This window comes from Pseudomonas sp. NFACC05-1 (genome assembly GCF_900100135.1).
GTDB classification, from domain to species: domain Bacteria; phylum Pseudomonadota; class Gammaproteobacteria; order Pseudomonadales; family Pseudomonadaceae; genus Aquipseudomonas; species Aquipseudomonas fluorescens_Q.
The window spans coordinates 76,740-100,759 of the sequence record NZ_FMTR01000018.1 but is presented as its reverse complement, the minus strand read 5'-3'; the positions used below and the strand labels follow the sequence as shown (position 1 = coordinate 100,759).

19 protein-coding genes are annotated in these 24,020 nt (G+C 60.5%); 9 read left to right on the top strand and 10 right to left on the bottom strand.

Annotated features, from left to right (window positions below):
- Positions 1-2: 2 nt before the first annotated feature.
- The 6 genes from BLO97_RS22655 to BLO97_RS22630 all read left to right on the top strand — a co-directional run bounded on the left by BLO97_RS22655 (position 3) and on the right by BLO97_RS22630 (position 7,636).
- The gene (locus BLO97_RS22655) at positions 3-1,283 is read left to right on the top strand and encodes an NAD-dependent epimerase/dehydratase family protein (RefSeq protein ID WP_092348291.1); all 1,281 of its coding nucleotides are present in this window, start codon (positions 3-5) and stop codon (positions 1,281-1,283) included.
- Positions 1,273-2,859, top strand: coding sequence for an FAD-dependent oxidoreductase (locus tag BLO97_RS22650; protein WP_092348287.1), 1,587 nt, complete (start codon positions 1,273-1,275; stop codon positions 2,857-2,859). Before BLO97_RS22655 ends, BLO97_RS22650 begins: the two co-directional genes overlap by 11 nt.
- Positions 2,856-3,965 (top strand): non-hydrolyzing UDP-N-acetylglucosamine 2-epimerase, encoded by a 1,110-nt coding sequence (wecB, locus tag BLO97_RS22645; protein WP_092348284.1) that lies wholly within the window; start codon positions 2,856-2,858, stop codon positions 3,963-3,965. The genes BLO97_RS22650 and wecB overlap by 4 nt, the downstream gene beginning before the upstream one ends.
- A complete protein-coding gene (locus BLO97_RS22640; RefSeq protein ID WP_092348281.1) occupies positions 3,956-5,062 on the top strand; it encodes a glycosyltransferase family protein in 1,107 nt (368 codons plus the stop codon). Before wecB ends, BLO97_RS22640 begins: the two co-directional genes overlap by 10 nt.
- A gap of 60 nt (positions 5,063-5,122) precedes the next feature.
- On the top strand, positions 5,123-5,386 hold the full coding sequence (locus BLO97_RS22635; protein WP_003203536.1) for a hypothetical protein: 264 nt from the start codon (positions 5,123-5,125) through the stop codon (positions 5,384-5,386).
- A gap of 228 nt (positions 5,387-5,614) precedes the next feature.
- Entirely contained in the window at positions 5,615-7,636 is a 2,022-nt protein-coding gene (locus tag BLO97_RS22630; RefSeq protein WP_092348280.1) for a DKNYY domain-containing protein, read from the top strand.
- Here the strand turns inward: BLO97_RS22630 and BLO97_RS22625 are convergent.
- The gene (locus BLO97_RS22625) at positions 7,633-8,673 is read right to left on the bottom strand and encodes a zinc-dependent alcohol dehydrogenase family protein (protein WP_092348279.1); all 1,041 of its coding nucleotides are present in this window, start codon (positions 8,671-8,673) and stop codon (positions 7,633-7,635) included. The genes BLO97_RS22630 and BLO97_RS22625 overlap by 4 nt on opposite strands.
- 413 nt (positions 8,674-9,086) lie before the next feature.
- On the opposite strand from BLO97_RS22625, the gene BLO97_RS22620 reads away from it, so the two are divergent.
- The gene (locus tag BLO97_RS22620) at positions 9,087-10,526 is read left to right on the top strand and encodes a lactate dehydrogenase (RefSeq protein ID WP_092348278.1); all 1,440 of its coding nucleotides are present in this window, start codon (positions 9,087-9,089) and stop codon (positions 10,524-10,526) included.
- A gap of 217 nt (positions 10,527-10,743) precedes the next feature.
- Here the strand turns inward: BLO97_RS22620 and BLO97_RS22615 are convergent, their stop codons facing one another.
- The 9 genes from BLO97_RS22615 to urtA form a co-directional block, all read right to left on the bottom strand.
- Positions 10,744-11,787 carry an AAA family ATPase gene (locus tag BLO97_RS22615; RefSeq protein WP_092222651.1) on the bottom strand — a complete coding sequence of 348 codons (1,044 nt, stop codon included), beginning with the start codon at positions 11,785-11,787 and terminating at the stop codon, positions 10,744-10,746.
- Between the two features lie 3 nt (positions 11,788-11,790).
- Positions 11,791-12,834 (bottom strand): aliphatic amidase, encoded by a 1,044-nt coding sequence (locus BLO97_RS22610; RefSeq protein WP_092144409.1) that lies wholly within the window; start codon positions 12,832-12,834, stop codon positions 11,791-11,793.
- A 14-nt stretch (positions 12,835-12,848) separates the two neighbouring features.
- Complete coding sequence (locus BLO97_RS22605) at positions 12,849-13,196, bottom strand: FmdB family zinc ribbon protein (protein WP_082534334.1); 348 nt, start codon at positions 13,194-13,196, stop codon at positions 12,849-12,851.
- 36 nt (positions 13,197-13,232) lie between these two features.
- Complete coding sequence (fmdA, locus tag BLO97_RS22600) at positions 13,233-14,462, bottom strand: formamidase (RefSeq protein ID WP_003203578.1); 1,230 nt, start codon at positions 14,460-14,462, stop codon at positions 13,233-13,235.
- A 132-nt stretch (positions 14,463-14,594) separates the two neighbouring features.
- Complete coding sequence (urtE, locus tag BLO97_RS22595; protein WP_063320404.1) at positions 14,595-15,284, bottom strand: urea ABC transporter ATP-binding subunit UrtE; 690 nt, start codon at positions 15,282-15,284, stop codon at positions 14,595-14,597.
- Between the two features lie 10 nt (positions 15,285-15,294).
- A complete protein-coding gene (urtD, locus tag BLO97_RS22590) occupies positions 15,295-16,053 on the bottom strand; it encodes an urea ABC transporter ATP-binding protein UrtD (protein WP_092144407.1) in 759 nt (252 codons plus the stop codon).
- On the bottom strand, positions 16,050-17,237 hold the full coding sequence (gene urtC, locus BLO97_RS22585) for an urea ABC transporter permease subunit UrtC (RefSeq protein ID WP_063320402.1): 1,188 nt from the start codon (positions 17,235-17,237) through the stop codon (positions 16,050-16,052). The genes urtD and urtC overlap by 4 nt, the downstream gene beginning before the upstream one ends.
- Before the next feature lie 10 nt (positions 17,238-17,247).
- Positions 17,248-18,165: an urea ABC transporter permease subunit UrtB gene (gene urtB, locus BLO97_RS22580; protein WP_170867292.1), complete on the bottom strand. Its 918-nt coding sequence runs from the start codon at positions 18,163-18,165 to the stop codon at positions 17,248-17,250.
- Between the two features lie 110 nt (positions 18,166-18,275).
- Complete coding sequence (gene urtA, locus BLO97_RS22575) at positions 18,276-19,520, bottom strand: urea ABC transporter substrate-binding protein (protein ID WP_058542510.1); 1,245 nt, start codon at positions 19,518-19,520, stop codon at positions 18,276-18,278.
- A gap of 320 nt (positions 19,521-19,840) precedes the next feature.
- Between urtA and BLO97_RS22570 the strand changes: the two genes are divergently transcribed.
- Complete coding sequence (locus tag BLO97_RS22570; protein WP_092348277.1) at positions 19,841-23,233, top strand: ATP-binding protein; 3,393 nt, start codon at positions 19,841-19,843, stop codon at positions 23,231-23,233.
- The gene (locus BLO97_RS22565; RefSeq protein WP_092144399.1) at positions 23,208-23,900 is read left to right on the top strand and encodes a response regulator; all 693 of its coding nucleotides are present in this window, start codon (positions 23,208-23,210) and stop codon (positions 23,898-23,900) included. Before BLO97_RS22570 ends, BLO97_RS22565 begins: the two co-directional genes overlap by 26 nt.
- Positions 23,901-24,020 lie beyond the last annotated feature (120 nt).

Sequence of the window (24,020 nt, the reverse complement as noted above, 5' to 3'; positions counted from 1 at the left end):
CGATGAAGCTACTGATTACCGGCGCAACAGGCTACATCGGACAACGCTTGTCAGCCCTCGCGGCGGCCAGCGGACACGAGATCATTTGCGCCACGCGCCAGCCGTGCCCCGCCACCTATACCTGGCTCCCTTATGACCTGCAGGGCCCGGCACCCGAGTGCCCGGCGGGTACCCAGGTGTTGATCCACTTGGCGGCCGACACATCGACATCCCCCACCAACACGGACGACGAAGTCAAGGCGGCCGAGGCACTGATCCGTTGTGCCCAACAAGGCTCGGCCAGGTTCATCTTCATCTCCAGTCAAACCGCCATGGCCACGGCCCCTGGCGCTTATGGCCGGACAAAGTGGCGTATCGAGCAGCACGTATTGGCCGCCGGGGGCACCGTGATCCGTCCTGGCCAAGTGTATGGTGGCCCCGAACGCGGGCTCTTTGGCGTGTTGTCAGGGTTGGTGCGCCGCAGCCCGTTTGTTCCGATCCTGATGCCGGCGCCTGGCGTGCAACCTATTCATGTCGACGACTTGGCAGCCTCGATCTTAGCGGTCGTCGAGCGGGATGACCTTGACGCCGAGATCCTCAATCTGGGCGCCGTGCAGCCGATTGCCTTTGGCAGCTTCCTGATGTTGATTGCCGCGCACCGGGTGCGTGCCGCTCGCCTGCCAGTCCCTCTGCCGGTGGCATTGCTCAGGCTATTGCGCCTGTCACTCGGACGCTCCTTGAGCGCGAAATGGGGCCTGGCGCGGATTTTTTCCCTCATCCACCTGCCGCCCATGGACAGCGCGCAGTCCCTGCAAAAACTCGGCATCCAGTTGCGCCCCCTTGCCCACGGCATGCATCGCTCCGGCCATGGGCAACGTCGCGGTCTTCTGCAAGAAGCCGCAATCCTCCTGCACTACCTGCTCAAACGCCCGCCGCAAAAAAGCCTGGTCAGTCGTTACGCCAGGGCATTGCAACGTGCGGGTAAAACCCGACCCATCATTCATTCACCCTTGCTGATGCGCTGGCCGATACTCCTGGCGCTTCTGGACAATCCCGGTGTCCTGCACAAGCCCGGCGGCCAGGAACTGTCCTGGCGCCTGCAGGTTGCACTCGGTATAGCCGAAGCCTGCCCCCAGGGCGCGCAAGTGTTTCTCGGCGCCCAACAGCCGCGCAGCCTGGTCGCCACGCTGGTTGCGCTGGGACTCACCTCGGTCAAAGCGCTGGCGTGGAAGATAGCGGCGCTGTTAGGCCGCCCCTTTGCCCGCCAACTGTTGCATGGAAGTGAAGCCCACCGTGAAGCCTGAATTTGATGTGATCATTGTCGGCAGCGGTCCGGCCGGGACTTCGGCAGCCTATCCGCTGGTCAAGGCGGGCCTGAAAGTCCTGATGGTCGATGCCCAAGCCGATACAGGCTCAGTGACAGCGCCGACGCGTCCATTTCTCAGCGCCAGGGCAAACGACGAGCATCAGTGGAAATGGATGATCGGCGAAAACTTCCACGCCTTGAGCCAACTGGACGCGGTATCGCCCAAGCTGAAGACGCCGACCCACGCCCATGTTTTCGAAGGGTTCAGCGCCCGCAATCGCATCGAGACCGACAACTTTATCGGCATCGGTTCACTGGCCACCGGAGGCCTGTCCAATGCCTGGGGCTGCGGCGTGGCAACGCTCGGGGCCAGCGACTTTGCCGGGCTGCCCATCGATTACTCCGAGATGCAGGCGTCCTATGAAACGGTAACTCGCCGGATCGGTATCAGTGGCCGGATCGACGATGATCTCTCAAGCTACTTCGGTCTCGATGAGTGGTCGCAACCGCCCCTGCCATTGGACACACTGCACCAGCGCCTGCTCGATCAATACACCCGGCGCCGATCGGCGTTTCCCGAACTGGGGTTTCGCCTTGGCCGCTCCAGGGTCGCCGTCTTGAGCCAGCCGCTGGACGAGCGCAAGGCCTGCGACCTGTCTGGAAACTGCTTGTGGGGCTGTCAGAACCAGGCCTTGTACAGCGCCTCGCAAGAGCTGCAAAAACTCAAGCAATACCCTGGGTTCCAGCACGTCCAGGACTTTCTCGTGGAGGATCTGCAGAAACTGGACGGTGCATGGGCGATCACCGATCATCGCTGCGCCCGGCGCTTCTGCGGTACGCGCCTGCTGCTGGCAACGGGCACCCTGGCCACGACCCGGCTCGCCCTCAAGGGCCTGAACCATTCGTCCCCGATCCCGCTGCTGTCATCGCCGACGGCCGCCTTCCTGCTGTGGCTGCCAAAAATGCTCGGAACCCCAAGGGTGTCGACATTTGGCCTGGGCCAGCTATCGTTCGTCCTGGCGCTGACGGCCAGTACCACTGCTTTCGGTTCGACGTTCAGCACCACAGGCTTGCCGATGACCGAATTTGTCAGCCGGATCCCCATGAGCAAACGCTACAGCATCGAACTGCTGAAAAACCTGCTCAGCGCCTGCGTCGTCGGGAATATCTTCCTGCCCGGGCACTTGTCTCACAACACGGCGGTCTTGCGCCCTGACGGTTCGTTGAGCATCAACGGCCACGAGCATCCGGAGCTTCCCGGCCTCATGAAGACCGCCGAGGCAAAGCTGCGGCGGATCTATTGGAAAATGGGCGCGCTATTGATGCCCATGAGCTTCACGGTCGGCAGGCCGGGGGCGGATATCCATTATGCGGGCACCCTGCCCATGCACTCGGCGCCCAGGATCGGGCAGACCGATCGCCTCGGCGAAATCGCGGGCCTTGGCGGCGTGCATATTGTCGACGGCGCCTGCCTGCCCAGCCTGACCGAGAAATCCCACACGCTGACTCTCATGGCCAACGCGGACCGAATAGCCCGTTCACTCGTAACAACGATAGGGAATCACAAGGCATGACACGCAAGGTACTCTGCATCGTCGGTACGCGTCCGGAGGCCATCAAAATGGCCCCTGTGATCAAGGCGCTCCAGGCCCAAGACAATATCGTTTGTCGGGTGCTCGCCACCGCCCAGCACCGAGGCTTGCTGGACCAGGTGCTTGAGGGCTTCGCAATCACCGCCGATCTGGACCTGGACATCATGCGCCCCAACCAGTCATTGACGGCGCTGACCTCACGCTTGCTGCTTGAACTCGACGGGGTACTGCAAGCCGAGAAACCGGACGTCGTACTGGCTCAAGGCGACACGACCACGGTCATGTGCGCCGCACTGGCGTGTTTCCACCTGCGGATTCCCTTTGGCCATGTTGAAGCCGGCCTGCGTACCGGGGACCTAGGCAATCCGTTCCCCGAAGAAGCCAACCGGGTGATCGCCGGCAAACTGGCTCGCTGGCATTTCGCGCCGACCCAGCAGGCCGTGGACAACTTGCTGCGCGAGGGTGTCGCCGCCAGGGATATCACCCTGACTGGCAATACCGTGATCGATGCCTTGTTGATGACAGCCGCACAAGGCTCCGCCTTGACTATCCCACTGGACGCCAACAAACGCCTGGTGCTGGTGACCGCCCATCGGCGGGAAAACTTCGGCGAACCGTTCCAGGATATCTGCCAGGCCCTCAAGGACCTGGCCGAGCGCAACCCAGGCATCCAGATCCTCTACCCCGTCCATCCCAACCCGAACGTCAAGGATGTCGCGCACCGATTGCTCGGCCAGACGCCGAACATTCTCCTCTGCGCACCGCTGGATTACGCACCGTTTATCGCGGCAATGAAGCGTTCTTACCTGATCATCAGTGACTCCGGGGGCGTGCAGGAAGAAGCCCCGGCCCTGGGCAAACCCGTGCTGGTATTGCGGGAGGAAACCGAACGCCCGGAGGCCGTCGAGCTCGGCGTGGTAAAGCTGGTGGGCGCCAACCGGGACACCATCGTCGAACAGGCACAGCGCCTGCTCGATGACCCACAGGCTTACCAGGGCATGGCACGTGGGGTTTCCCCCTATGGTGACGGCAAGGCCGCCGCGCGCATCGTCGACGCTCTCAGGCAGTACTTCCAGTCATGCGCATGATCTACCTGTCCCCGGTGCCATGGGCCAGCTTCAGCCAGCGCCCCCATCACTTCGTCAACGGGTATCACCAGCAGACCGGGGCGCCGGTCTTCTGGATCGATCCGTACCCGACACGCTTACCGACGCTGACCGACCTCACGCGCAAGCCGCCTGTTGCCGATCAGCAAAGCGTCAGCGTTCCACCCTGGTTGCAGATCTGCAAACCCCGGAGCCTACCCATCGAGCCCATTCCGGGCTCAGCGTTGCTCCTCAAGCGACTGTGGCGCAACCTGTTCAAAGAGGCTGCGGCATTTTCCGCAAAAGGGCCCTGCATGATCTGTGTCGGAAAACCTTCCGAACTGGCCCTGCAACTGCTCGCCCTCATCCCTGGCAGCCGTGCCGTCTACGATGCCATGGATGATTTCCCGGCCTTTTATCAGGGCCTGTCACGCAGGTCCATGGAACGTCGCCAGGCGCAGCTCATTCGACAGGTGGGCACAGTACTGGCGTCCTCCAGCCCGCTTCGCGACAGACTCCTGGGCATGACCGACCAGGTAGAACTGGCCCTCAATGCCTGTGACATGCATGCACTGGCGCCGGTCGAAAGCCTGGACTTCGGTGTCAAACAGCAGGTACTCGGCTACGTTGGCACGCTAGGGCGTTGGTTCGATTGGGAGCTGGTCATCGCGCTGGCGCAGGCCAATCCTGGAAACCAGATCCGGCTGATCGGCCCCCTCTTCACACCACCGCCTTGCGTATTGCCCGCCAACATCGAGCTGCTCCCCGAGTGCTCCCATGCCGATGCAATCGCAGCCATGACAACGTTTTCGGTGGGCTTGATCCCGTTCAAGCTCAACCGCCTGACCGCCTCGGTCGACCCGATCAAATACTACGAGTACCGCGCCCTCGGCCTGCCCGTCATCTCCACTCGCTTCGGTGAAATGGCCCTGCGCGACCGAGAACCGGGGGTCTGGATCGTGGATGAAGGCACCGATCTGGGTAAAACCGCCACGGAAGCACTCGCCAGCCCAAGCGACCGCTCGACGGTTCATCAATTTCGTCAGGCGCACCTCTGGGCTCAGCGTTTTTCTGCGATCAATCTCAAAAACGGCCAATAACGGCCGATACCCAGGATAAGACCCCGCAACTGGGGCGCAGGACAGAACGGTAGGTCAGTCATGACAGAGATTTATTTGCTGATAGCGCACGGCACGGACCAGGGCGAAGCTTACGTTCTGGGCTGGTTCGATGACCGGAGCAAAGCCCGGGAAGTGGCCGAGCAGAAGGAATGGGAAGCGTACCGCGCCAGCCTGAAGGAGAAACATCCATGGTCCAGCCACAAACCGCTGGCGCCGGACCAGACGGACTATCGCCGCTACTGGATCAAGACCATTTCCAAATTCGAGCATGTGCCGGTGCCAAGGTCCTTTGCGGTTCATTGATCACCACGCATGAATATTCAACGAAACGAGCGTTATCGGTGGCGGTCTAGACGAATAAGCCCATCCGATGAGAGCGTTCTTATGTTGAAATTCCTTGGCGGTACCGTAGGTATCATTTTCCTGATTGGCCTGATCGTGGTGATTGCGCTGTTCAAGTTCATTTTTTGAGCGTGGCGGCGGCGATCTTTGACTTGGTGTCCCACCTACCTGGAGAGCAGATCGCAATAAATGACAATCACAGGGACGGATAAGGCTGACTGGGAACCGCTGAACCTTGAATGGCATCAAGGCTTCGCTTTCATGGACGGTGTGCTGCTGGGCGACGGGCAAGTGCCTGATGTGTACATCATGCTCAACCCTCAAGGCGCACGACCCGGCGAGTTGGCACAATGGGCCAGCGCTGGGCACTATCCGCCCTCACCCTTGCTGGCCGGTCAGCCGGTTTGGCGGCATCGACGCAACCCTTGGGTCTTGCGCGACGCCCTGCGTGATTACTACCTGCTTCCGGCCTACCGGGAGCGCCACGGCTACCACGCGCTGCAGCCCTTGCCGTTTCGGTTCGACAAGGGCCTGGAAAGCCTCGGCCACCAGTACTGGCGTGACGCAACCGGCGCCTATTGGTTCGGCGAGTACGCGATCACCCAAATTCCCGAGGCACGCCCCGACAGCCTGGCCCTGTTGGCATCGTCCCCGGCCTCGGTGACTTCAGCGTCCGCGCTGTTCTGCGACGGCGTGCATCTTTTTTTGCAGGGGCGATTTATCGCTAGCGCCACGGCGCGGGTGCGGTATTGCAACCACCCGTCCTATCGAGTGATCGACGATCAAGTCTATAGGGGCTTCAAGCCCCTGCACCAGAAGGACGGCACGCCGCTGCCGATCGCCAACCCGGACAACTTCCAGATGCTCGCCCAACGCTGGGGCACCGATGGGCAGTCGATCATCGTGCAAGCGCAGCAAGGTTCGAGCATTTCCTATGAGTACTTCTACCGCATCGACAATGCCGACCTGGCGACCTTCACCGTGCTTAACGAACGCTACGCCAAGGACAAGCAACGCGCCTATTACCTGACCGGAAAAACCATTCGCTACGTGGGCGACTTCCACCTGCTCCAGTGCTGGCAGCCAGCGTTCGATGACGGCGGTCGCGTGGTCAGCGCCAGCGAATACGAGGATGAGTATTTTGCCGTGGACGACCAGTACGTCTACGCCGCCGGGACCCGCCTTCGCGATGCCCATGGCCCGAGCTTTCGTCATTTGGGGTTCGATTATTACCGTGATCACCAACACGTCTACAGGTGCCAGAAACGCCTCGATGTCGACGTGGATAGCTTCGTCGTGACCCAGCTCTGTCGTAATGACCAGGATTACTCGCCCGTGCTGGTCGGTGACAAGCACGGCCCGCTGGGCTCTGGCGGCATCATCGATGCGACCATGCAAGAGGCGTGGGCACCTTACTTCGAAGCCCATCCGCAGTTGGAAGGGTATTGGTGGCACCGCTTGCAGGCACAGCCTGAAGCCGCACAAACGCACACGGAAACGCTGGCGCTACAGGCCATCGGCCTCGGTTTCGAACTGGGCGACCAGGTGTATTTCCATGGACGTGTGATCAACGGGCTGGACGCAGCGAGTTTCAAATTGCTGGACACGCATCTGTGCGGCGATGCCAACGGCTTGTATCTGATCCCATTCCATAACGCCGACACGGAGGTACCCGAACGTTTTTCCCCGGAAGCGGCGGAACATTTTCGCTCACTCGGCCCACCCTACCTGACCGACGGCAAGACCGTGTTCTGCCACCGGATTTTTTACCATCCCCCGGAACCGATTCGTAAGGCACAAGCGGCCTCTTTCGAATCCTGCGGGCATGGCTGGGCCAAGGATCAGGACACGGTGTATTACTACGGCGAGGCGAAAAAGCGGCTACACCCCTCGGACACCCGCATTCTCGGCACCTATGCCATCAGCCCTACCCTGATTCTCTCGGAAGGCAAGCCGCTGGACGTGGCGTTCGATCCCGATGAGGTCCACGTGCCCCACCCTGACTTTTTGCAGTTGGGCACGCGCAAATTGTTCTGTCATCGACGCCCACTGAGCGCCAAGCGGATCGACCTGACGACCCTCCAATTCCTGAATGACCGCTACGCCCGTGACAGGCATCGGTTCTACCATTACGACGGTTATGCGACGCTGAGCGAGGTCGATGAAACGCAGTATCGGGAATCGCTCGGCCAGCCGGCGGCAAGCGTTTAGAACTGCGTCACAACCGTAACGCCTGCGGTGTCAAACCGGTCCATGTTCATGAGCGCATCAATCGATTGCTCAAGGCTGATGGTCTTGCCCACCAGTTTTTCAGGCGCCAGCTTGCCGGACGTAATCATGTCCATCATCGCGCCGTAACGGTGAGCCTGCATGCCATGGCTGCCACAGATCTCCAGCTCGTAGGCAATGACCTTGCTCATTGGGATCGAGGGCGTGCTGTGGTCCGCCAGCATCAAACCGACCTGGACATGCCTGCCGCGCCGTCTCAGATTATTGATGGAGTTGAAGCAGGTCGTTGGATGACCCAGGGCATCCAGCGAAACGTGAGCGCCGCCCTTCGTAATCTCGAGTGCCGCCTCGGTGACATCCGCCACCCGGCTTGCGTTGACCGTCGCGACGGCACCAAGCGACTGGGCAAGCTTGAGCTTATCGTCGCAGATATCGATGGCGATGACGTTCGCCCCGATAGCGTGGGCGATCATCACCGCGGACAGCCCCACGCCACCACAGCCATGAACCGCCACCCACTGCCCCGCCGAGACCCTGCCTTGATCGACAACCGCGCGGAACGAGGTGACGAAACGACAGCCCAGGCTCGCCGCCGTGGCGAAGTCCATGTTTTCCGGCAACGCAACCAGGTTCAAATCCGCCTTGTGAATCCCCACATATTCGGCGAAAGAGCCCCAATGGGTGAAACCCGGCTGAAACTGGCTGTGGCACACCTGCTGGTTGCCGCTATTGCATTCCGGACACGCGCCGCAGCCGCCGACAAAAGGCACGGTGATGCGATCGCCCACCTTCCATCTTGTGACATCTTTACCGACCTCAGCCACGATCCCTGCCAATTCGTGACCGGGCACATGGGGCAGTCGAATATCAGGGTCGTGACCTTTCCAGCCATGCCAGTCGCTTCGGCAGACGCCCGTGCCAAGGACCTGAACCACCACACCGTGACGCTCGGGGGTCGGGTCTTCGACAGTCATCAAACGTGGGGGTTGGGAGAAGGCTTCGTAAACTACGGCTTTCATGAGGATCCCTCTACTTTAGAAAAGCGCTATGCCTGAAACCGACAAACGGCTTGGGCTCAATTTACTATCAGATGGCTTGATCACGCAGCATTGAACCGTCCCTGCCTGACGCTCCCATGAAAAACCCAATCCGTTCAGATTGAGCTGTGTCGTTCCGGCATTCGCCGACGGATCATAGCTCTCTGCCACCTATTTCAACGTCCACGCTTTCAATCGGACGGTGTATTCACTACATTGAGCGTAACCCTGCTCTGTCGACACGGACTGTCATGACTACCCTATCCCCGATCAGCCCTGCCATTCCCATCCAGATCCCGACTCGCTCTGCCGTCGCGGCATCGCCTGCAACAGTGATAGAGAGCGCTGATGTCTCGGCGGCTCGACCAGCGGCAATCGTCAGCCTGGGCAACCCCGTGGCCGATGTCGAATCACAGACCTATTCCCGACTCGGGCAACTGCCCGGCCAGGAGATTGTTCGTGTCTGGGAAAAGACCAGTCAGGATGCCGTCACTCGCGTCATGGGAACCAATCCCAGATCGCTGTCGATAGCCAACCGTTTCCACGGCCTGGGCGCAGCCTTGGTGGAGCAGTTCGCCAAGAGTGGTTCGAGCATTTCCCAGTCAGTGCTCCATACCACCACGGACGGGGCTCACAACGCCGCCGAGATAAAATCCGAACAGGCACTGCTGCACAATAAAGCCGATAACCTGATCACCCTCAGCATCAAGACCGCCAGTGGCAAGACGGTTACCTTCAGCCTGACCAGCCAGGACGATGGACTTGGCGTTCAGGCTACGGTGGACGGCGACCCGCTGAGCGAGGACGAACTCAAGGCGATTGGCGTTCTGGGCAACGCCTTTCAAGCGGCTGTCGACGGGCTGACCGCCGAGCCGCCCAAGCTCGACCTGAGCAAGCTGACGCAGTTCGACTCCAGCGTATTGGCATCCATTGACCTGAACGCCAAGCTCAAGGGCGTGGACGGTGAGGACCTGATCCTTGCCTACCGCGCCGACAGCCAGAGCCGCACCACGCAAATGAGTGGTCCAGATGGCGAATTGAACCTGAGCGTGGATCTGAAAAACAGCACAATCCTGGGTGATGCCAAGCAACAGACCAGCGCCCTGAACAGCTACCTCGCCCAGTTTGACCGGGTGCAGAAGCGCGGCAGCGCCAAGGCCGCCCTGATGGAGATGTTCAAGGACGCCTTCAGCGCCATGAACAGCCACTATCCACAGGGCGTTACCCCGTCACAGCCACTGACCCGTAACGCGACGGACAAAGGCCTGCTGACTGGACTGGCAGACTTCGAGGCGTCCATCAAACAAACCAACAACGCGTCCAACCCGATGCGCCCGTCCGAAGTCGATAGCTTTGCTTATACCCTGTCGCAAAAAACTGTCGTTGCAGGTTCCATAATGAGCAATCGCAGCGTTGATCAAGTCCAGCAATCGAGTTTATCGGCCAGTTACCACAAGAGTCTGAAGGGCGGGAAAGCACCCGTGCTAGGCACAACGACCGACTCGCAGAACTATCTCTACGTACAAGTGCACGACGAGGCCCGCAGCTCGGCCAGCCTCGCCTACAAGGATGGCCGACTGAGCAAAGCCACCGTCACGCAAAGCGCCAGCCAGGACACACGGACACAGAAGTACGTCATCGGCAAAATGGTTGAAGAGACAGTGGTGCCGAAGGAACTTTCAACCAGCCGCAGCCACTTGGCATTGCTGGAATACGCCGCCAAGGAAAGCAAGAAATCCAAGGACGCGCAGGAACAATCCTTATTGAAGGAAGCGCTCGCCACCCTCCACAGTTCGGTGATGTTGCAGGAAAATCCTTCGGCGCTGGCGCGTTGACACGCTGGGGAATGCGCATCATCACCCAGCGTAGTGCGACAGCGATTCCCTAGGCCATAGCGTCAGCTTGATGCGTTGTAGAACTACCAGAAGAAAACGGCCAAAAGTTTGCACCGACTGAATCCTCGACTGCTGAACTCGGCAACGAGACACTGAATGCTGGTCAGGATCGCCGGTAAGCGGGGTATTACGACGGACCTCAATCCGGTGTCGTCTCTTACGCCAATGGAACAACCCTGAGCCTGTTTGATTCGACCGTCGCAGCCATCTGCATTGCCTGGGGATAAGCCAGCAAACACTCAGCGATGGCAGGTTCCAGCTCAACCCGCACTCGCCTTGTCAGGGCCCGAGCACCGAAGCGTGGGTCATGCTTTTGGCACAGCCAGTCGCTTGCCGCAACGTCCAGGACCAGCGTACGGCGATGCTGACCGAGACGTTGGTTGAGTTTGTTCAGTTCGATCTGCAACAACGCTTCCAGCCATTGGGTTTCGATGCGTTGGAAAACCAGGATGCGATCAATACGGTTTAGAAACTCCGGTTCGAACCACGCGTGCAACGCCAGCTCCAACATAGCCTGCTCACCTTGTGGGGCGATGCCGAGCCAGCGCCGCCAACCGCGTGAAAAACGTTCCCTGTAGGTGGTCGCTTGCCGGGCTCCAATGTTGCTGGTCATGAAGATCAGGCTATTGCGAAAATCCAGTGTTCGGCTACCGCCCGCCAAGGTCAGTTGGCCGTTCTCAAGAATGCCCAGCAAACTGCGCACCACTTCCTTGCTGGCCTTTTCCAGCTCATCGAACAGCACGATGCCTGGGCGACTGTAGGTGCCTTGAATCAATTCGCTATTGAACAGACTGACGCCCTCTTTACTCCCCACATAACCAGGTGGCGCTCCGGTGAGCGCCGCCGAGTAATGCTCCTGGGCCAAGGTGTGCATGTCGATGCGACAAAAAGCATCGGCGCGACCGTGTATGGCCAGTGCCAGCAGACGTACGATTTCGGTCTTGCCGACACCGGTCGGCCCCATGAACAGGTTCACCGTCAACGGTCGCTCACGTTCACCAATATCGACCTTAACCACGTTTAGCAACGCCTCGACCGCGCGCATGACGTGTTCTTGGCCGACAATTCGACTGCGCAACAACGCCATGACTTGGGCGGGATTGAAGGCGAAGCGTGAGGTCAACAACTCTGCTGCCGGTGATGCGCTGGTCAGGCCAGGCTGGGGGTGGTTTGGGTCGATGCGATCATTCACCAAAGGCATGGTTTAGCCTGCGTGTTTTTCTTTACCGTCGTGGGGAAGCTCTCCCACCGGGCAATGAGCCACGCCGACGGTGCTACGGGTCAGTTTTTCGACGTTTTCCCGGGCTTTCTGCGCGTCCAGTACCCAGGTGCGGTAAAAGTCGAACGGGCAGTCAGCCACCCCCTTGTCGCCGTCCCCGGAGTGATAGACCCCGGTGTAACCGCGATGCAGCAGCTTGAACAAATGATTCTGTGATTGGTCGTTCGCTCGCGCATCGCGGATTTGCGAAACGGATAATTGTGCGTACTGAATGCCCATTTCCTCTTCACCGCATTCGCCCAGGGTGCGACCGTCGAAGCCAATAATCGCCGAGTGACCAAAGTAGGAATAAACCCCATCGAAGCCGGCCGCATTGGCCACTGCCACATAGCAATTATTGGCCCAGGCCATGCTTTTGGACATCATCACCTGCTGCTCTTTGGCCGGGTACATATAGCCCTGGCAACGGACGATCAACTCCGCTCCTTTCATCGCACAGTCGCGCCAGATCTCCGGGTAGTTACCGTCATCACAAATGATCAAGCTGATTTGCAGGCCCTTGGGACCCTCGCAGACATAGGTCCGATCACCCGGATACCACCCTTCTATGGGGCACCAGGGAATGCACTTGCGGTACTTCTGGACGATTTCGCCCTGGTTATTGATCAACACCAACGTGTTGTACGGGGCTTTGTGGGGATGTTCCTCATGCCGCTCACCGGTCAGTGAAAACACCCCCCACGTGTCAGCCGCACGGCACGCGGCGGAAAAGATCGCAGTCTCTTCGCCTGGAATACTGGCGGCAGTCGCCATCATCTCATCGTGGTCGTACATGATGCCCATGGTGCTGTATTCAGGAAACACCACCAGGTCCATGCCGGGGAGACCGCTTTTCATCCCCGTGATGATGTCGGCAATCTTGCGGGCGTTTTCAATGACCTCGGCTTTTGTATGCAGCCGCGGCATTTTGTAATTGACGACCGCGACACCCACGGTGTCCGGGCTGCTGGAAATATCACCATGACGCATGAGATTTACCTCTGTTAATGACTGATCATCCAAGGTCTGGAGCCGGTTTTACGCTTGAGCCCCTGTGGATTTTCTTTGGTCGGGGCCAGCGGTTTGCTCGGTGCACAACAACTGCACCCACTGGGATGACGACGGTTCTGCTGGTACTCGCCAAGCGTCTGCGGCGCGTGGGCACTTCGCTCGTTGGTCGCCATGGCCTGGCGTTGACTGCTCGACAACGTCGTCAGTGCCGGCGCAGACAACAGCAACCGCCCTCCCGGGCCCGCGCAAGACGGGCACTGGCACGACTCGTGCCGTTGGGCCATGGGCCGCAACATTGTGAAAGAACCACAGGTTTGGCATTCGTACTCATAGGTCGGCATGGCGCTCTCCAGACATTGATCGAGCTCGGGCGTGTCTCACAGGTCCGGGGCAATCGGCAGATCGATACTGCCGTCGAGGTGTTTGATGGGACCGTTGGCGTTGGGGTTGATGTCGAACTCGAAGATTTCGGTGGGTAACCAGAGGGTCGCGCAGGCGTTGGGGATATCGACCACGCCGCTGATATGCCCTTGCACCGGCGCAGAACCCAACAGGGCATAGCCTTGGGCGGGGGAATAACCAAACTTGGTCAGGTAGTTGATCGCATTCAGGCAGGCCTGGCGATAGGCGATATTCACGTCCAGGTAGTGCTGTTTGCCGGCTTCATCCACCGAGATACCTTCGAAGATCAGGTAGTTCTGGTAGGTCGGGATGATCGGGCTGGGCTTGAACACTGGGTTCTTGATCCCGTACTTGGCCATGCCGCCCTTGATCAGCTCGACTTTCATATGAACCCAGCCGGCCATCTCGATAGCACCGCAAAAGGTGATCTCGCCGTCGCCCTGACTGAAGTGCAGATCCCCCACTGACAACCCGGCGCCTTTGACGTAGACCGGGAAGAAAATCTTCGAGCCCCGGGACAAGTCCTTGATATCGCAGTTACCACCATGTTCACGCGGTGGCACGGTGCGCGCGCCCGTGGCCGCGGCATCATCCCGGGCCTGGCCCTTGAGCTTGCCCATGTGTGCGGTGGCGGCCAGCGGCGCGTTGGCCAGGGGCGGCACGCGGGTCGGGTGGGTGTCGATCAGTTCCTGCTCACGGCGGTTCCAGTCGCCGAGCATTACCGGGTCGGGCAGGCAACCGATCAATCCGGGGTGGATCAGGCCGGCGAAGTTAACCCCGGGAATGTGCCGCGAACTGGTAAACATGCCTTTGAAATCCCAGATGGCTTTCTGTGCGCTGGGAAAGTGATCCGTGAGGAATCCGCCACCGTTCTGCCGCGAGAAGAAGCCGTTGAAGCCCCACATCGATTCGGCCTTGGCGCCGATGTCCAGCAGGTCGACCACCAGCAGATCTCCCGGCTCGGCGCCATGCACGCCCACTGGACCGGACAGGTAGTGCACGGTGGACAAGTCGACGTCACGCACATCCGAAGCGTCGTCGTTGTTCTTGATCGCGCCAGCGGTCCAGTCGTAAGTCTCAAGAATAAAGTCGTCCCCCGGCTTGACCCAGCAGGCCATGGGAATGTCCGGATGCCAGCGGTTGTGGATCTGTTCGTTCTCGGTGGCGGGCTGGTTGAGGTCGACTTTGATCAAGGTATCGGTCATGGCGAAGCTCCTGAACATTAGGGATGTACCGCGTTGGAACCAGTCTCGAATGGCGGCACGAATCGGCCAATACGTTGGATGACGTACCCCTTTGAGCTGGCTTGCCAGCTGCTACAAGGGGGGCGATCGCGCCTACACGCAGAGGTAGCGACTGATGGTGGATTCGTCGACCTTGTCCCGGGTCTCCTCGATCACGAAGCGACCCTTCTCGATCACCAGGAAGCGGTCGGCGATTTCCAGGGTGAATGACAGCACCTGCTCGGAGACCACAATGGTCAGGTCGCGCAGGTGGCGGATCTCTTTCAAAGTGCGGGCGATGTCCTTGATGATCGATGGCTGGATGCCCTCGGTGGGTTCATCGAGCAACAACACCTTGGGATTGGTCGCCAGTGCCCGGGCAATCGCCAGTTGTTGCTGCTGCCCGCCCGAAAGGTTGCCACCCTTGCGCGAGCGCATGTCGTGGAGCACCGGAAACAACGCATAGAGGTCTTCGGGCACCTGGCCCCGGGCCGATGCCGGCAGGCCGGTCTGTATGTTTTCCAACACCGTCATGCTAGGGAAAATCATCCGCCCCTGAGGCACATAGGCGATGCCGTGCTCCACCCGCTCGTGGGTTTCCAGGTTCGAGACTTCCTGACCATCGACGCTGACCTGCCCCCGCCACTGCGGAAGGATGCCCATCAAGCTCTTGAACAGCGTGGTCTTGCCCATGCCGTTGCGTCCCATCACGGCGACGATTTCGCGTTTGGCCACGGCCAGGTCGAGGTCGTGAAGGATCTGACTCTGGCCGTAACCACAGGACAGCTTGTCTACGTTGAACATGCCTGCTTCCTCAATGGCCTAAATAGACTTCGATGACTTTCGGGTTGCTCTGCACCGACTCCATGCTGCCCTCGGCCAGGACCTTGCCCTGATGCAGCACCGTGACCTTATGGGCGATGCTCTTGACGAATTCCATGTCGTGTTCGATCACCAGCACCGAGCGGCCCTGGCTGATGCGCTTGAGCAGTTCCGCAGTCTGTACGCGCTCGTTGACGCTCATCCCTGCGACCGGTTCATCGAGCATCAACAGGTCAGGGTCCTGCATCAGCAGCATGCCGATCTCCAGCCACTGCTTCTGGCCGTGGGACAGCAGGTCGGCCTGTTGCTGCAACAGCTCGCCGAGAAAGATCTCCCGCGCCACCTCTTCAACCCGGGCAATCACTGCGGCACTGCGTTTGAAGAACAACGCGCCAAACACCTTGCGCCCCGCCGGGTAGGACATCTCCAGGTTCTCGAACACCGTGAGGTTTTCGTAGATCGACGGGTTCTGGAATTTGCGCCCGACACCGGCACGGACGATGTTGTACTCGCGCATCCTGGTCAGTTCCTTTCCATCGAACTGGATGCTGCCGCTGGTGGCGCGGGTCTTGCCGCAGATCAGGTCGAGCACCGTGGTCTTGCCTGCGCCGTTGGGCCCGATCACCACCCGCACTTCATTGCGGTCGATGTACAGGTTGAGGTTGTCCACGGCCTTGAAACCGTCGAAGGACACCGTCAGCCCCTCGATAACCAGCACCGGCTTGTTCATCTGAAAACCTACGGCGGTCATGGTTGCGTCTCCAGCGAAGGGCGTTCAGAAGCAGGGGTCGGCGGTGCAGTGCGCGACGTCTCCGGCAGGGGCGCGGCAACGGCAGCTTGCTGCGGGGTACGCCGCAATAAACGGCCAAGGGTCTGGCGGCCATGGCTGTCCCAAAGTCCGGCCAAACCATTGGGGAAGTACATGACCACGGCAATGAACAGCCCGCCCATCAGGTACAGCCACAATTCGGGGAAGGACTCGGAGAAATAGGTCTTGCCGTAGTTCACCAGCAAGGCCCCATACACCGCGCCCAGCAGCGACATGCGCCCGCCGACAGCGGCAAAGATCACCATCTCGATGGATGGCACGATGCCGACGAACGAAGGCGACATGAAGCCCACCTGCAAGGCGAACATGGCGCCGCCTATGGCCGAGAAGGCAGCGGCGATGCAGAACACGAAAATCTTGAAGCTGGCCACGTCATAACCGGAGAAGCGCACCCGCTCCTCTTTATCGCGCATCGCCATCAGCAGCCGCCCGAGCTTCGACGCAAGGACAAAACGGCCGATGAAAATGCAGCCGAACAACAAGGCCGCGTTGATGAAGTACAGCAGCAGCTTGGCGCTGTCACTGCGCAGGTCCCAGCCCAGCAGCGTCTTGAGATCGGTGATGCCGTTGACTCCGCCGGTCAGGCCCTGCTGGCCGACGATCAGCACCGTGAGAATCAGCGCGATGGCCTGGCTGACGATAGAGAAATAAACATCCCCTACCCGCCGCTTGAACAGCGCCATGCCAATGATGAAGGCCAGCCCTACCGGCACCAGGATCACCGCCAACAGGGTGAAGCTGAAACTGTGGAACGGTACCCAGAGCCACGGCAGTTCGGTGATCTGGTTCCAGTCCATGAAATCCGGAATGCCCGGCGTCGACTGGATTTTGGTGCTCTGCGGGTCGGAGGCTTCGAGCTTGAGAAACATCGCCATGCAGTAGCCGCCGACGCCGAAGAACACCCCTTGTCCGAGGCTGAGAATGCCGCCATAGCCCCAACACAGCACCAGGCCGACAGCGACGAAGGCATAGGTCAGGTACTTGCCCACCATGTTCAGGCGAAAGGCATCCAGGGTCAGCGGGAAGACCACGAGAATCAGTAGCGCCAACAGGGCCACGCCCAACAGGTTCTGCTTGCCCGCCAGCATCTTGTCTAAAAGCTTCATTGGCTCGCCTCTACTTGCGCACTTTGATGGAGAACAACCCTTGAGGGCGCAACATCAGGATCAGAATCACCCCGGACAGGGTCAGCACCTTGGCCATCGAACCACTGAGGAAGAACTCCGAGATCGATTGGGTCTGGGCAATGACGAACGCCGACGCAATAGTGCCGAACAGGCTTTGTGCGCCGCCGAAGACCACCACCAGGAAGGTGTCGACTATGTACTGCGAGCCCGCGGTGGGCCCGGTGGAGCCAATGGTGGTAAAGGCCGCGCCGGCCACCCCCGCGACACCACAACCGAGGGCAAAGGTCATGCGGTCGACCTTGCGCGTGTTGATGCCAACGGCACGGCTCATCAGCCGGTTTTGCACCGTGGCCCGCACTTGCAGGCCCCAGCGTGAGCGGTAAAGCAAGAGAAAAATGGCCGCGGTGAGCAGCAGGGTCAGGGCCATCATGAACAGACCGTTGCGCGGGATCTCGATGGACTCGGTGAAGTTGAACGAGCCCATCAGCCACTCCGGCGGCGTGGCGCTGACTTCACGGGCGCCGAACACCGAACGGAAGGTCTGCTGCATCACTAGGGACAGCCCCCAGGTCGCCAGCAATGTGTCCAACGGACGCTTGTAGAGCCGACTGATCATCGCCCACTCCACCAGCCAGCCGATGGCCCCGGCTACCAGAAACGACAGGGCGATGGCGAGGAAAAAATAATAGGGTTGAAACCACGGAGCGAAATGACTGGTCAGGCTCGAACAGACATAGGTGGTGTAGGCGCCGATCGTGAGGAACTCGCCGTGGGCCATGTTGATGACCCCCATCTGGCCGAAAATGATCGCCAGCCCCAATGCCATCAACAGCAGCACACAGAACACGGACAAGCCGTTGAACCCCTGCATCGCCGCGATGGCACCAAATTCCGATAGCCATTCCATGATGATGGACTCCTGCTTGGAGGGAGGATGTGGAAAAAAGTTGGAGCTCCATCGCCGGCAAGCCAGCTCCTACGGAGTGTTGGAGTCGGCTTGCCGCGATGGCCCAGACCTTACTGATAGCCTTTAGGGAACGGATTCGGCTCGATCAGATCGGACTCGTACACCACTTTGAACTGGCCATCGGGCTGCACTTCACCGATGCGGGTCTTGCTCCACAGGTGATGGTTCTCATGCACTTTGACGTAGCCTTCAGGCGCGGTTTTCAACTCGATGCCCGGCGAGGCTGCAACCACTTTGTCGACATCGAAGCTGCCGGCTTTTTCCACCGCGGCCTTCCACAACCATGGGCCCAGGTACGCGGCCTGGGTCACGTCGCCGATCACCGAATCCTTGCCGTACTTGGCCTTGAAAGCGTCGACGAAGGCTTTGTTGTTGGGGTTGTCCAGGCTCTGGAAGTACTTCATCGAGGCATAGAAACCGGCCATGTTCTCGCCGCCGATGCCCAGCAACTCATCTTCGGTGACCGAGAGCGTGAGCAAGGTCTGCTTGGCCGAATTGACACCCGCCGCATTGAGTTGCTTGTAGAAGGCCACGTTGGAGCCACCCACCACTGCCGCGAACACCACGTCGGGCTTCTTCAACTTGACTTTGTTGATCAGCGAACCGAACTGGGTGTTGCCGAGCGGGTAATAGTCTTCGCCGACCACGGTGCCGTGCAGCACGTTTTCAATGTGCTTGCGGGCAATTTTCATCGAGGTGCGTGGCCAGATATAGTCCGATCCCACCAGGTAGAAGGTTTTGGCGCCTTTGGTCTTGGCGATCCAGTCGAGGCTGGCGAGGATTTGCTGGGTGGCTTCCTGGCCCGTGTAGATCACGTTCTTCGACTGCTCCAGCCCCTCGTAGAAAGTCGGGTAGTAAAGCAGGCCGTTTTCTTTCTCGAAGATCGGCAGCACAGCCTTGCGCGACGCCGAGGTCCAGCAGCCGAACACCGTGGCCACCTTGTCGTTGACCAAAAGCTTCTTGGCCTTCTCGGCGAAGGTCGGCCAGTCGGAGGCGCCGTCTTCTTGGATCACCTTGATCTGCCGACCGAGGATGCCGCCTGAAGCGTTGATCTGCTCGATGGCCAGGCGTTCGGCCTGGATCGAACCGGTCTCCGAAATCGCCATGGTGCCGGTGGCCGAGTGCAACTGGCCCACCGTGACTTCAGTGGCGGTCACCGCCAGGCCGGTGCTATTGGCCTCGTCGGCCCATACACCCTGGCTGAACACACTGGCAGCCAATAGCGACAGGGCCGCCGCCCCCAGCGCCAGGCGGCGCGGCAACAGGCCTTTGGTCCGGATCAATCGTGGTTCCATGCTGCTACTCCTCTGCGGTGACGCTGACAGCTCGCCTTGGGGCGGCCGGCAACGGTGGTGGCATCAGCATGGCTGCGCGGATCGGCGACGGGTATACGCAGCCTGACGTAAGCGCATACGTCATTTGACGTAGGGAAAAATGCACCAAGGCGGCGCAGGCTATCGCTCCAGGCCCCGCCTGAACGGCACTGCGCGGACGCGCGCGCAGGCAACAGTTGGCGCGGCAAGACGGCGCGGTGCAGGGCATGAAAATTGCTCGGCTATCCACCACGGGCACACCCGCCAGGCACGGAGCGCCTTGACCCCAGGAGTCTTTCGTCGTGCTTCCACCTGGCACCCAGCGCATCGCCAAGATCCGTCGCGACTACAACAGCTGGGTCGCCGACGAAACCATGGAAGACTACGCCCTGCGTTACACACCAAAGTCCTTTCGCAGGTGGTCGGAACTGCGCATCGCCAACACCGCCCTGGGCGCGGTGTCGTTCCTGGCCCTGGAGGCGATTGGCGGGGTGCTGGCCCTGAGCTACGGCTTCACCAACACCTTCTGGGCGATCCTCGCCGTGAGCCTGATCATCTTCCTCACCGGCCTGCCCGTCAGCTACTACGCTGCCCGCTACGGCGTCGATATGGACCTGTTGACCCGCGGTGCCGGCTTCGGCTACATCGGCTCGACCATCACCTCACTGATCTACGCCAGCTTCACCTTTCTGTTCTTCGCCCTGGAAGCAGCGATCATGGCCCTGGCCTTGGAGCTGTACTTCCATATCCCATTGGCCTTTGCCTATGTGATCTGCTCTGTGCTGGTGATCCCCCTGGTGGCCTATGGGGTGACCCTGATCAGCCGCCTGCAACTCTGGACCCAGCCGTTGTGGCTGGTGCTGCTGGTGCTGCCCTATCTGTTTGTGCTGCTGAAAAACCCCGAGGCCTTCAGCGACTGGACCAGTTTCCAGGGCCGTGATGCCAGCGGCGACTTCAATCTGCTGGCGTTTTGCGCGGCCTGTACCGTGGCCCTGTCCCTGGTGACGCAGATCGGCGAACAGGTCGACTACCTGCGCTTCCTGCCGGAAAAAACCGCGTCCAACCGCAAGCGCTGGTGGGCCGCCCTGCTCTGCGCCGGCCCCGGCTGGATCCTGCCCGGCGCCCTGAAAATGTTCGCTGGCGCCTTCCTGGCGTTTCTCGCCCTGCAACACGAGATCCCCATCGAGCGCGCTACAGAGCCGACCCAGATGTACCTGGTGGCCTTCGGTTATGTGTTCGCCTCGCCGGAATGGGCCCTGGCGGCCATGGTGCTGTTCGTCTTCGTCTCGCAGATGAAGATCAACCTGACCAACGCCTACGCCGGCTCCCTGGCCTGGTCGAACTTTTTCGCCCGGGTCACCCACAGTCACCCCGGCCGCGTAGTTTGGCTGGTGTTCAATGTGGCGATTGCCCTGATGCTGATGGAGCTGGGGGTATTCGACGTCATCGACCAGGTGCTCGGTCTCTACGCCAACATCGCCATCGCCTGGATCGGCTCGGTGGTCGCCGACCTGGTGATCAACAAACCCTTGGGGTTGTCACCGAAATACATCGAGTTCAAGCGCGCTCACCTCTACGACATCAACCCGGTGGGCGTCGGCTCCATGCTGATTGCCTCGCTGCTGTCGGTCCTCGCCCACTTCGGTCTATTTGGTGCGCTGGCCCAGGCCGCCCCGCCCTTCGTCGCCCTCGGCACCTCGCTGGTCATGACCCCGCTGCTGGCCTGGGCCACACGCAGCCGCTATTACATTGCCCGCACCCGCGATCCGCTACTGCTGCAACCGGTGGCACCGAGCACGCTGATCACCTGCGGCCTGTGCAGCAACCCGTTCGAAACCGCCGACATGGCTTTCTGTCCGGCCTACAGCACGCCCATCTGCTCACTTTGCTGTTCGCTGGACGCGCGTTGCGGCGATCGCTGCAAACCTCACGGGCGTCTGTCGGCGCAGTTCGAAGCGCTGTTGCATTGGTTGCTGCCCAATGCAACGGTGCCACGCCTGCACACCCGGCTAGTGCATTACCTGGGCCTGCTGCTCGCGCTGATCCTGATGCTCAGCGGCGCTCTGGCGCTGATCTATGGCCAGGCCTCCCAGGGACTGCCCCACTCGCCGCAAGCCCAGGCGACGCTGTACCAGGCATTTTTCCAGGCCTTCCTGACGCTCTCGGTACTGGCGGCCATCCTCGCCTGGTGGGTCGTTCTGACGCGGGAAAGCCGCCGCGTGGCCCAGGAAGAATCGGACCGCCAGACCCTGCTGCTGATGCAGGAAATCGAAGCCCACCGCTTGACCGACCAGGCCCTGCAAGATGCCAAGGAGGCTTCCGAGGCGGCCAACGCGGCCAAGAGTCGCTACGTCACCGGACTGTCCCACGAACTGCGTACACCGTTGAACAGCATCCTCGGTTTTACCCAGATCCTGCAGCGCGATGCGGCCATGCCGGAGCAGCATCAGGATGCCCTGGCGACCATCCTGCGCAGCGGCTCGCACCTGCTGTCGCTGATCGACGGCCTGCTCGATGTGGCCAAGATCGAGGCTGGCAAATTGCGCCTGGAACCGACGGAAATCCCCTTTCCGGAACTGATCCACGATCTGGAGCTGATGTTCACCCCACAAGCACGGGACAAAGGGTTGCGCTTTCGCCTGGAGCTGATCGGCAAGATGCCGGCGGTGGTGCGAGGCGACGAAAAGCGCGTCCGGCAGATCCTCATCAACCTGTTGGGCAATGCGGTCAATTTCACCGACAGCGGCGAAGTCTGCCTGCGGGTCAGTTACATGCGCGAGACGGCAACCTTCGACATCATCGACACAGGTATCGGCATCGACCCCGAGCACATCGAGCGAATCTTCCAGCCTTTCGAGCGCGGTGATCTGATGCGCCAGGACAAGGGCGTTGGCCTGGGCCTGACCATTACCCGCATGCTCACCTCGCTGATGGGCGGCGAGTTGCAGGTCAAGAGTCAGCAGGACAAGGGCACCTGTTTCCAGGTGCGCCTGTTTCTCTCGCAAGTACGGGTGCCGCAAGCGGTGATCCATGTCGAACACGACATCATCGGCTACCAGGGGCCGCGGCGTCTGGTGTTGGTAGTGGACGACCATGTGGACCATCGCAAGGTCCTCAGCGGCATGCTTACGCCCCTGGGCTTTGAAGTGGTCCAGGCCAGCAACGGCCAGGAAGCGATTCGCCAGGTCGCCCTGCTGGGGCCGGACCTGATTCTCATGGACCTGTCGATGCCGACGATGGATGGCTGGGAAACCAGCCGGCTGATCCGCCGCAATGCGTTGTCCACGGCACCGATCATCGTGATATCGGCCAATGCCTTTAACGACGAGCGCGAGCGCAGCCTGGCCAGTGTCTGCAACGACTACCTTGCCAAGCCGGTACACACCCCGGAGCTGCTCGAGCGGATCCAGAAACAGCTCGACCTGCACTGGCTGCGCCGCGAAAAACCAGCTCCTGCGACATTCCCCGAACCGGGGATATTGCCCTCACAGCCTGACCTCATCGCCCTCGGCGAACTCAGCGCCATCGGCTACGTACGCGGTCTGCACGAAAAACTCGACGCCATCCAGGCCGAGACGCCAGCCACCGCCCCTTTCATCAGTTCGCTACGCAAGCTGCTGAAAAATTTTCGCCTGGACGAAATCAACCGCGCCCTCAAGGAGGCAGAAGATGAATGCACTGACCACAGTCGCTGAACCCGGTGTCGTGTTGATTGTGGACGACACCCCGGACAACCTCGCCATGCTCTCCGACGCCCTCAACGATGCCGGCTACATGGTGCTGGTGGCCCTCGACGGGCTCAGCGCCCTGAACCGCATCGAACGCCGGCGTCCAGACCTGATCCTGCTGGATGCGATGATGCCGGGCCTGGACGGCTTCGAGACCTGCCGGCGGATCAAGGAGCAACCGGCCAACGCCGATATTCCAGTGCTGTTCATGACCGCGCTGACGGAAAGCAGGCATGTGGTCCAGGGCTTTGAAGTGGGTGGCAGCGACTACGTGACCAAGCCGATCCAGACCGACGAAGTGCTGGCCCGGGTCGCCGCGCACCTGCGCACCTCGCGCATCCTGCTGTCGGCCCGAGCGGCGTCACAACCAGCCCCGCCGAGCCTGGACGACGAGCCGGCGCACAGGGTGCTGTCGGCACGCTTTCAGCTCACCGGTCGGGAAGTCGAGGTTCTGCGCTGGGTGGCCTGCGGCAAGACCAACCGCGACATCGGCACCATTCTTGATCTGAGCCCACGCACCGTGAACAAACATCTGGAACATGTGTATGTGAAGTTAGGTGTAGAAACACGCACAGCAGCGACCTCCGTGGCCTTGTCGGCCATGACCGACTCTCGCAACAGTGCTTCAAGGTGAGCCACGACAACCGGACGTATTGTTGGATGAGCACTGGGGCCGTTTTCGTCCATGACAGAACCTGGAGGATGAAGCAGGAACGTTAGAAACGGCTCTGGATTTTCAGCCCAGCCACCCAGG